Raw genomic sequence first — 8,645 nt, forward strand, 5'->3', positions numbered from 1 at the left:
CTGCCCGCTTGGTGCCTGCGATTGCCGTCGATCCCGCCTACGGCATCCACCGCTTCCTCGGACGCACCGGCGTCGTCTGGCGGCTGTGTCGCGGCTTCGAGGACCATTGCTATGTCTTCTTCGACCCCGTGGGCGGCGAGCGCACCGCCAAGATCGAGTTCGTCGAGCTGCGCGACCTGGAGCCGGTCCGATGAGCTGGCGCCAGCCCGACCTGTTCTGCGGCGAGAAACAGCCCGCCAAGACCCTCCGGCCCGATCGTGCCTATCGGCCCGTGGCTCGGTCGGCGCCCAAGCCGTTCGCCTGGGAGAGCATGGGTGCCTGGGTCCGCCTCATGCACCGCCTGTTCGCGATCGAGGAGCCGAGCAGCGACCATTACCGCCGATCGCGCGAGACCGCCCGCCAGCTCACGGCGCCGCGCGTCCGCGCGTGCCGGCACGACGACGACCTCGAACGCGTCGAGCAGATGCTGATCGAGGCGCGCGCAGGTTGGCTCTACGGCCTCGATCGCGCCTTCACGAAAGCAGAGAGGGGAGAGTTGTTGGTGGAGGTCAGGAACCGGCGCCGGCTGTTGGCGCTGGGTCGCACAGCCCCTCGGACGAAGGGCGCCCGCTTCGATCCGGCTCTCGTGCCTGATGCGGCGCTCGATCGACTGATCCAGAGCCATGCCGATCTCTGTGTCGTCAAGCGGCTCCGACAAGAACGAGCGCGACGAATGAACCATGTCGCTGGTAATCCGGACTGAGCGGCATTATACGGAATGTCAGGATTCCCATGTAGGTTTGGGCGGCCATCATAAAGGAGCCTCTAGGCTCGCCAGCCTCTTCACCGAGGCCGGAAGGGTTGAGCGCGACGGAAGGAGATGAGGGAACCATGACCCTAGCAATCGAGAAGGTGAGATCGACGGACGTCTCCAAGCGGTTCGGCTTCTATTACGACGAGGCAATGACCCATCCCATCGCGGTCGAGCGCAACGGCGCTGCTCGCGTCGTGATGATGCCGGCGTCGGAGTATGAGCGGCTTGCCCGCCTGGACCATGTCGCCCTCACTCCCATGGAGCTGAGCGATGAAGCCTACCACGCCCTCAAGACCGCCGAGGCCCCCGCTGAAGCCTACGAGCTCAACCACCTCATGGACGACGCCGCATAACACCGACGTCATCCTCTACGAGTACCTGTGGAGGGCAGAGCATGCCCGCGGTCTGGAAGCCGGCCGCAAGGTCCGGCCCTGCCTGGTCATGGCGACCTACGGGTATCGGGGGCGTCTCCGCGTCATCACCGCGCCCCTGACGACCCGCGACTATGACCCCAAGGCCGCAGTCGAGATCCCGCCGGGGGTCAAGGCGCACCTGAAGCTCGACGATCGCGCGCGCATCATCTGGAACGACCTTAACGAGTTCTCGTGGGTCGGCCCGGACGTCAGAACCGGCCATCACGGCACGCCTTACCTCGGACGGGTGCCGCAACGCCTCTGGGAGACGGTCCGCGCCAAAGCGGTGGCTGCTGGCATTCGTCCCGTCATGCGCTCAGAATAGACACAAGGGAGAGACGTTGTGACGGGTGCGTGCGATCAAGGACTGCCCCACCAGCTGACACAGCTTCTGCCCGCGAGAATGCCGACGCAAGGTGGATCCGATCGACCGTCGCTGATGGCGACGCGACCGCGATAAGTCGCACAGGAGGAATGTGATGCTCGGTTCCGGACCCATGGGTGAGTTCGTCGCGATCGATCAGATGGAGGTTGCTGCCGGCTCCCTCATCATGTTGGCATCGATTTATCTGCTCTGGACAATGCTGGATTCACTGCGAACCAAGCCGAACTTTCAAAGGGCAGGCCGCTTCATGATAGCCATGTCGCTCGCTGCGACGTGCATCTATGTCGTCGGCCTGGTCGGCGAGGCCGAGGGCTGGTTGATCCCGAGCCTGTCCCAGGACCGGTTCCGAGAGAACCTGCTCGGAAGCCTCCTTTTCGCCGGCCTTGGCGCTGCGGTAACCCAACTGCCGCGCTTTCTCCCCAAGACCGGGCAACCGGCGTGATCCATCAGCCTGACATACTGCTACGTTCCGAACCGCAGCGAACGCCTTGTGGGTCGTTACGGGTCCGGTCTGATAATATATCTTATGTAAACAGGACACGTCGTGCCTTGGCCGCCGCTTAGCGCATGCAAGGCTTGAGCGCACATACAACGCGACGGCAGCCGACACGTGTCGAACGGTCACTGCATCAGGATCGCATCCTCGGCTTGCGCATTGGCGCGGCGCTGGAACGCGTCCGCTCGCTTGCGGAAGCCCGCGGCGAGCACCGGGTTGCCGCAGGCAGCGGCGCGGGCGCGCTCTTCCTGGGCGCGGCGTTCAAAGAAGAATCGGGATGTCGGCATGGCGCATCTCCCAGGGCGCGCCGGGCGCCCCGCAGCAGGCGGAATCAGCGAGGTCAACCGATGCCGCCTGGCTTCGTTCCGCGCCGTCGGGTCAGTCCAGGGTCAGGTATAGCTCGGCCTCGAGCTGCCAAGTGGCGTCTATCTGGCGCCACTTGGCGGTGTAGTGCCCGCTTGCCTCCACCGTTGCGGCTTCGGCTGAAACGCCTTCCCACCGGCCATGTTCGAATGCGATCGGCGCGACCGGGGACACGATCACCGTCTCCGGGATGCGGCTGTAGATGTTGCGGGCTTTGGCCGCGAATTCGCGCTTCCATGCCAGCAACTGCGCCTTGCGACCGTGGATCACGGCGCTGTCGGTGCCGGCGACGAGCACGACGTCTGGGGCCAGCAAAGGACCGATGGCGGCGAGGTCGCCGGCCGCAAGGGCGCGGTTGAACGCGGCCCGCGCCATGCGGATTGCCAATTCGGGGGAAGGCTGCATCCATCGCGATCTAGCCCAACGCACCGAAGCGGCAAGTCCCGTCCGACGACGAGCCGCTGATTTTCTGCGGCGGATTGCCAGATGGCGCACGCCGTGTAGACTAGCGCTACCTCATGGCTAACTGCCTGAAATGGAGACTTTCCTTGGCGCTGAAGCACGTCCTCCTGGCCTCTACCCTGTCGATCGCGGCGCTTGCCGCGCCTGCGCTCAGCCGCAAGCCGCAACAATCCGCGCCCGCCGCGCCGAGCGCGGCGGCGACCCGCTATGGCAGCTGGGGCTTCGACATCGCCGGCATGGATCGCAGCGTGAAGCCGGGCGACGACTGGTACCGCTTCGTCAACGGTGCCTGGACAGATCGCACCAAGATCCCGGACGATCGTTCGTCGTTCGGCGCCTTCGCGGTGCTCCGCGACCTGTCCGAGATGCGGCTGCGCAGCCTGATCGAAGGCTATAGCCCGACCGACGCCGCCAATCCCGATCGCCGCAAGGCAGCGACGCTCTATCGCGGCTTCATGGACGAGGCGGCGATCGAGAAGCTCGATGCGCAGCCGCTGCTGCAGCGGCTCCAGCCGGTGAAGGCCGCGACCACCAAGGCGGCGCTGGCGCAGCAGATGGGCGCGTCGACGGGCGGGTTCGGCGCCAGCTTCTTCGGTGTCGGCGTGAGCGACGATGCCAAGCAGCCGGACACCTATGCGCTGTATCTGCGCCAGTCGGGTCTGGGCCTCGGCGATCGCGATCTGTATCTCGATCCCAAATTCGCGCCGCAGGTGGCGCGCTATCGCCAATATGTCGCGCAGATGCTCGGCATGGCGGGCTGGCCGGACGCAGCGGCCGCCGCGGACAAGGTGGTGGCGATGGAGACGCGCATCGCCGATGCCCACTGGACCCGCGCGCAGAGCCGGGACCGCGACAAGACCTACAATCCGGTGACGGTCGCCGAGCTGAAGGCGCAGGCGCCGGGCTTTGCCTGGGATCCGTTCTGGCAGGCCGCGGGCCTGAGCAAGGCAAGCCGCGTCATCGTCGCGCAAAACAGCGCGGTGCCGAAGATCGCGCAGGTCTTCGCCGATACCGACCTGGAGACGCTCAAGGCGTGGCAGGCCTTCCGCATCACCGACGACATCGCGCCGCTTCTCTCCAAGCGCTTCTCCGACGCGCAGTTCGATTTCCGCTCCCGCTTCCTGAACGGCCAGCCCAAGGAACGCGAGCGCTGGAAGCGTGCGGTCTCGTTCACCGAGCGCGCGATCGGCGAAGGTGTCGGCCGTGACTATGTCGCGCTTTATTTCCCGCCCGAAAGCAAGGCGAAGATGGACGTGCTGGTCGGTAACCTCCGCGTCGCACTCGCGGGCCGTATCCGGAACCTCGCCTGGATGAGCCCGGCGACGAAGGAGCAAGCGCTGGCCAAGCTCCAGGGCTTCACGGTCAAGGTCGGGTATCCGACCAAGTGGCGCGACTATTCGAAGCTGGAGGTGCGTCCCGGCGATCTCGTCGGCAATGCCGAGCGTGCCGGCAAGTTTGAATGGGACTATCGCCGCAACCGGCTGGGCGGCCCGGTCGACAAGGCCGAGTGGGGGATGACGCCCCAGACGGTGAATGCGTACTACAACTCGGTAAAGAACGAGATCGTGTTCCCGGCGGCGATCCTGCAGCCGCCCTTCTTCGATCCCAAGGCGGACGACGCGATCAATTACGGCGGCATCGGCGGCGTCATCGGGCACGAGATCAGTCACGGCTTCGACGACCAGGGCCGCAAGTCCGACGGCAACGGCGTGCTTCGCGACTGGTGGACCGCCGAGGACGCGACCAAGTTCGAAGCGCAGGCGGTGCGACTGGGCGCCCAGTATGAGGCCTACACCTTCGAGGGCCTGCCGGGCATGCATATCAAGGGGGTTGAGTAGCAACGGAACAGAAAACCTACATAAGGGGCGACCTCACGCGTCATCGATGCCCGTGGCGCCGGGATCGCGGAGCGGTCGAAGCTCGCCGCGCGCCACCATTTCGGGAATGGTGAAGGCATAGCGCCCGAGCATGTTGATGTGCCGGAAGCCGAGCGGCGAAAGGCGCGCTACGTCTTCGTCCAGTATCATGTGGCCTCCAGCGCGAAGCTGGTTGAGCGCGGCGTCGATGTAGATCGTATTCCAGAGCACGATCAGATTGACGACTAGCCCGAGCGCGCCAAGCTGGTCCTCTTGGCCAACGCGATAACGCTGGCGCAATTCGCCGCGCTTGCCGTGGAAGATCGTGCGGGCAAGCTGATGGCGGCTCTCGCCGCGGTTGAGCTGGACGAGAATGCGACGCCGGTAGGTTTCGTCGTCAATGAACCGTAGCATATAGAGCGACTTGATGAGACGGCCGAGTTCCTGAAGCGCACGTGCCAGCCTGGTCGGGCGATCGTTCGTCTGAAGGACACGGGTAAGGCCGGCTGCCCTCACGACGCCGAGCTTCAACGATCCGGCAAGGCGAAGGAGGTCGTCCCAGTGCTCGACGATCAGCTTGATGTTGATCCTATTTGCCGCAAGATCGTCCAGCACGCCATAATCCGCATTGCCATCAACACGCCAGAATCTTGCCCCGGCGATATCAGCGATACGCGGCGAGAACTGGAGCCCGAGCAGATGGAATATCCCGAATATCGTGTCGGTATAGCCGGCCGTGTCGGTCATGATCTCGGTCGGCCGCAATTCGGTTTCCTGATCGAGCACAACCGCCAGCAGATGAAGACTGTCGCGCAGTGTGCCGGGGACCGTCACGGCATTCAGCCCGGAAAAGCGGTCGGAGACCAGATTATACCAGGTGACGCCGCGCTCACGCCCGAAATACCGCGGGTTCGGGCCGGCGTGGATCGTGCGAACCGGCACGGTAAACCGCAGTCCATCGGCCGACGCTACTTCACCACCACCCCAGGCTCGGGTCAGGGGTATTCTGTTGTGCGCCTCGACCAGCAGCGCATTGGCGGCGGTCAGCGTCTCGGCGCGCATGAAGTTCTGCTTCACCCAGCTCAGCCGGGACCGGCGCAGCGCGGGCACCTCGGGGCGTAGAAGCGGCTCGAACCCGGTGTTGGTCGCCTCTGCGACGAGCACAGCGCAGATCGTGGTCGCGATGTCACCGGCGCGGGCGTTGCCTTCGCTGGCATGGGTAAACGCTGCCCCGAACCCGGTTCGCGCATGCATTTCCAGGATCAGTTCGGGGAGGTCCAGTTGCGGCAGCCGTGCATCGATCGCCGTGTGAAGATCGGTGAGGCTCAGGGGCTCGTCGATCTTGTCGAGCGGCTCGATCGACAGGTCTGCACCGCTCGCCGTACTGGTAATGGTCACGGCATCGTTATCCGGCACACGCGCGGCTGTCTGACGGTAGGCGAGATCGAGGCGCGCGGACAGTTTGGCGATTTCCTCGTCGCCGGCGACCGCCACACCGACCGTGCGGCACACGGACGGTCGTGCCGCCTCCCACGCGGCGCCGGCCAGCAGGCCCTTGCGGGGATCGGCATAGCGAAGCGAGCGGACGGGAAAGACATCGCGGCGACGGATGGCGCGGCGTAGCCGGTCGAGCGTGCAAAGCCGGTATCCGGTCAGATCGAACGTGCCGTCCTCGTTTTTCAACTGACGGCCCCAAGCTTTGGGGACGAACGCGGTTGGCACCGGTCCGCGGCGCTTTTCGCCACGGTGAACTCTTCGCAGGTGATCGACCGCGTCCAGCAACGATTGCCCCGCGGGCGCCGCTGCGAGATCCAGCCCTGCAAGCATTTTCGGCAGATAGCGCATTGTGCCCGTCTGCTGACGCAGCTCGACGAAGTAGCTTTCGTCGGTAGGCCGGGCGAGCAGGTTCACTTGGGCAACCGCGTCGGTCAGTGCGGCCCGGTCTACCAGCGCGAACACGGCCGCCCGCACCTCCGTGTCGCTGATACTATCATCGAGCAGCACGGCACCGACATCACGAAGCCGGAGTGATGCGGCGTCAAGATCGCGCAGTGATCGTATCCGCGCCTCTTTGGCGTTGATGCGTGCGTTGGAAAACATTCTGGTCGACACGGCATCGAACAGGTCGATGACGTCGTCGCTGGCCGACGCTTCGAGGGTGCGGATGAAGGCGACCAACGTGGCCGCGCGCCGATCGTCGGGAAGCCGGGCCACGGCCTGCGCTCTCGCGGCGCTGGCAAATCGTGCGAGGGCAGCCGCCTTACTGGGTGGCACGCGGTCAAGTTCGGGCAGGCCTATGGTGAACTCGCGGATCTCGGTCAGTCGGTCGACGGCTCGGCTGATCTCGGGGCCGCTTTGCAGGTATGGCCCGTCACGTAAGCGATCCAACGGACTTTGCCGTCCGTCGCCGGTAACCGCGACGAGCGTATCGAGTCGGGTGCGTTGCTCTGGCGTCAGCTTGGCGACCAGACGGCGATGGACGTGCGCGGCGACCCGCGTGCGGACCCGTGCGATATCGCGCTCGAGGACGGACAGACCCGGCAGCATCACCTTGGATTCAAGCAGCCATATCACTGCTGCGTCAAACAGCATCGAAGGGCGATCGGTGCCCGTCCAGCACAGGGCATATATGAAACGATGCAGTCGAAACGCGGCGCCGGGATCGGACAGGACCCGGTAGCCATAATGGTCGCGGATGCGCGGACCGTGCCGCCATCGCCCCTTGGTTGCGCAATATCGCGCCATCAGTTCGGCCGTTCCGTCGATCGCCAACTGGCTGCCGACGAATCGTGTGACCGATGCCGGTGTCAGTGCCGGATCTTCGAGAAAGGTGCCGAGCAACCGCAATGAGCCAAGCTGTACCGCCACGCCGAGCCGGTTGTGATCGCCGCGATGCGCGCCGATGAATGCTTGGTCCGCGTCGTCGAGATGGAAGTGACGCGCGAGCTGTTCCGATGTCGGCTCGCCGACGAAGCGACCATAGCGCAGGGCCTGGTCGTCCGAGAGAAAGCCGACCGGCATTGCTCAGGCTATGCCGCTACCTTGGACCGTGCCCCACGCTTGCCCAGCAGTTCGCTGGCGCGCTCCCGCGGCCGACCCTCTGCATCGACATAGGCGTAGAGCGTCGATACCGACATGCCGAGCTGGACAGCGACATCGCGCGCGGCGTTGTCGCGGTCTGCCATCATCGCCATTGCCGCCTTCAGCTTCTGCTTCGTCATGATCCGTGGCCGTCCGCCCGACCGCCCACGCGCCCTGGCCGCGGCGAGCCCGGCCATCGTGCGCTCATGGATCAGGTCGCGCTCGAACTCGGCAAGGGTCGCGAAGATGCCGAATACCAGCCTCCCCGTAACGGTCGTCGTATCGATATCGCCAGTCAGCACCTTCAGGCCGACGCCGCGCTTCTGCAAATCGCCGACCAACCCGACGACGTGGGGCAGTGACCGACCGATCCGATCAAGCTTCCAGACGACGAGGGTGTCGCCGTCACGCATGATATCGATGGCCTTCTCGAGCCCGGCCCGTTCGGTCGCCCGACCCGAACACACGTCGTCGAAGACGCGCTCGCATCCGGCACGATCCAGCGCATCGCGCTGAAGGTCGAGGTTCTGTTCGCCCGTCGACACTCGCATGTACCCGATCAGCATCGACATCCGTCTCCCTGTTCCATCAATCTATCGATGAAGAGGTTTATCGGCCACAGGTTTCTGGACGGGTAGATATGAAATTATGAGCCTTAAGCGGCTCGCTTGTAAACGCTCGCGCTAAATGGCGGCGTTCTGATCGCGCTATTTGTCAGTTGCCGGGTCCGATGACGAGGCAATCGCGCGCGGCCTGAACGATGTCAGCGGTGACCTCCTCGACGCGGTTGAGGGTC

General features: G+C 64.9%; 10 protein-coding genes. 6 read left to right on the forward strand and 4 right to left on the reverse strand.

Features of this window, described 5'->3' with window-relative positions; translation table 11 throughout:
- Positions 1–11: 11 nt before the first annotated feature.
- The 5 genes from S2M10_RS08555 to S2M10_RS08575 all read left to right on the forward strand — a co-directional run bounded on the left by S2M10_RS08555 (position 12) and on the right by S2M10_RS08575 (position 2,033).
- A complete protein-coding gene (locus tag S2M10_RS08555; RefSeq protein WP_247650712.1) occupies positions 12–194 on the forward strand; it encodes a hypothetical protein in 183 nt (60 codons plus the stop codon).
- Positions 191–742: a hypothetical protein gene (locus S2M10_RS08560; RefSeq protein WP_113667996.1), complete on the forward strand. Its 552-nt coding sequence runs from the start codon at positions 191–193 to the stop codon at positions 740–742. Before S2M10_RS08555 ends, S2M10_RS08560 begins: the two co-directional genes overlap by 4 nt.
- Before the next feature lie 128 nt (positions 743–870).
- Complete coding sequence (locus S2M10_RS08565) at positions 871–1,146, forward strand: type II toxin-antitoxin system Phd/YefM family antitoxin (protein ID WP_113667995.1); 276 nt, start codon at positions 871–873, stop codon at positions 1,144–1,146.
- A gap of 88 nt (positions 1,147–1,234) precedes the next feature.
- Positions 1,235–1,531 (forward strand): hypothetical protein, encoded by a 297-nt coding sequence (locus S2M10_RS23095; RefSeq protein ID WP_247650713.1) that lies wholly within the window; start codon positions 1,235–1,237, stop codon positions 1,529–1,531.
- 172 nt (positions 1,532–1,703) lie between these two features.
- On the forward strand, positions 1,704–2,033 hold the full coding sequence (locus S2M10_RS08575; protein WP_113667993.1) for a hypothetical protein: 330 nt from the start codon (positions 1,704–1,706) through the stop codon (positions 2,031–2,033).
- Positions 2,034–2,212: 179 nt separating this feature from the next.
- On the opposite strand, the gene S2M10_RS08580 is transcribed toward S2M10_RS08575, so the two are convergent.
- Both S2M10_RS08580 and S2M10_RS08585 read right to left on the reverse strand, forming a co-directional pair.
- Positions 2,213–2,374 (reverse strand): hypothetical protein, encoded by a 162-nt coding sequence (locus tag S2M10_RS08580; protein ID WP_168845725.1) that lies wholly within the window; start codon positions 2,372–2,374, stop codon positions 2,213–2,215.
- Positions 2,375–2,465: 91 nt separating this feature from the next.
- Positions 2,466–2,855 carry a nuclear transport factor 2 family protein gene (locus S2M10_RS08585; RefSeq protein WP_168845726.1) on the reverse strand — a complete coding sequence of 130 codons (390 nt, stop codon included), beginning with the start codon at positions 2,853–2,855 and terminating at the stop codon, positions 2,466–2,468.
- 143 nt (positions 2,856–2,998) lie between these two features.
- Between S2M10_RS08585 and S2M10_RS08590 the strand changes: the two genes are divergently transcribed.
- Positions 2,999–4,750, forward strand: coding sequence for a M13-type metalloendopeptidase (locus tag S2M10_RS08590; protein WP_247650714.1), 1,752 nt, complete (start codon positions 2,999–3,001; stop codon positions 4,748–4,750).
- 33 nt (positions 4,751–4,783) lie between these two features.
- Here S2M10_RS08590 and S2M10_RS08595 read toward each other — a convergent pair whose 3' ends face one another.
- Both S2M10_RS08595 and S2M10_RS08600 read right to left on the reverse strand, forming a co-directional pair.
- A complete protein-coding gene (locus S2M10_RS08595; protein WP_168845727.1) occupies positions 4,784–7,789 on the reverse strand; it encodes a Tn3 family transposase in 3,006 nt (1,001 codons plus the stop codon).
- A gap of 8 nt (positions 7,790–7,797) precedes the next feature.
- Entirely contained in the window at positions 7,798–8,415 is a 618-nt protein-coding gene (locus tag S2M10_RS08600; RefSeq protein WP_168845728.1) for a recombinase family protein, read from the reverse strand.
- Between the last annotated feature and the right edge of the window lie 230 nt (positions 8,416–8,645).

Source organism: Sphingomonas sp. S2M10, assembly GCF_012650175.1.
Lineage (GTDB): Bacteria > Pseudomonadota > Alphaproteobacteria > Sphingomonadales > Sphingomonadaceae > Sphingomonas.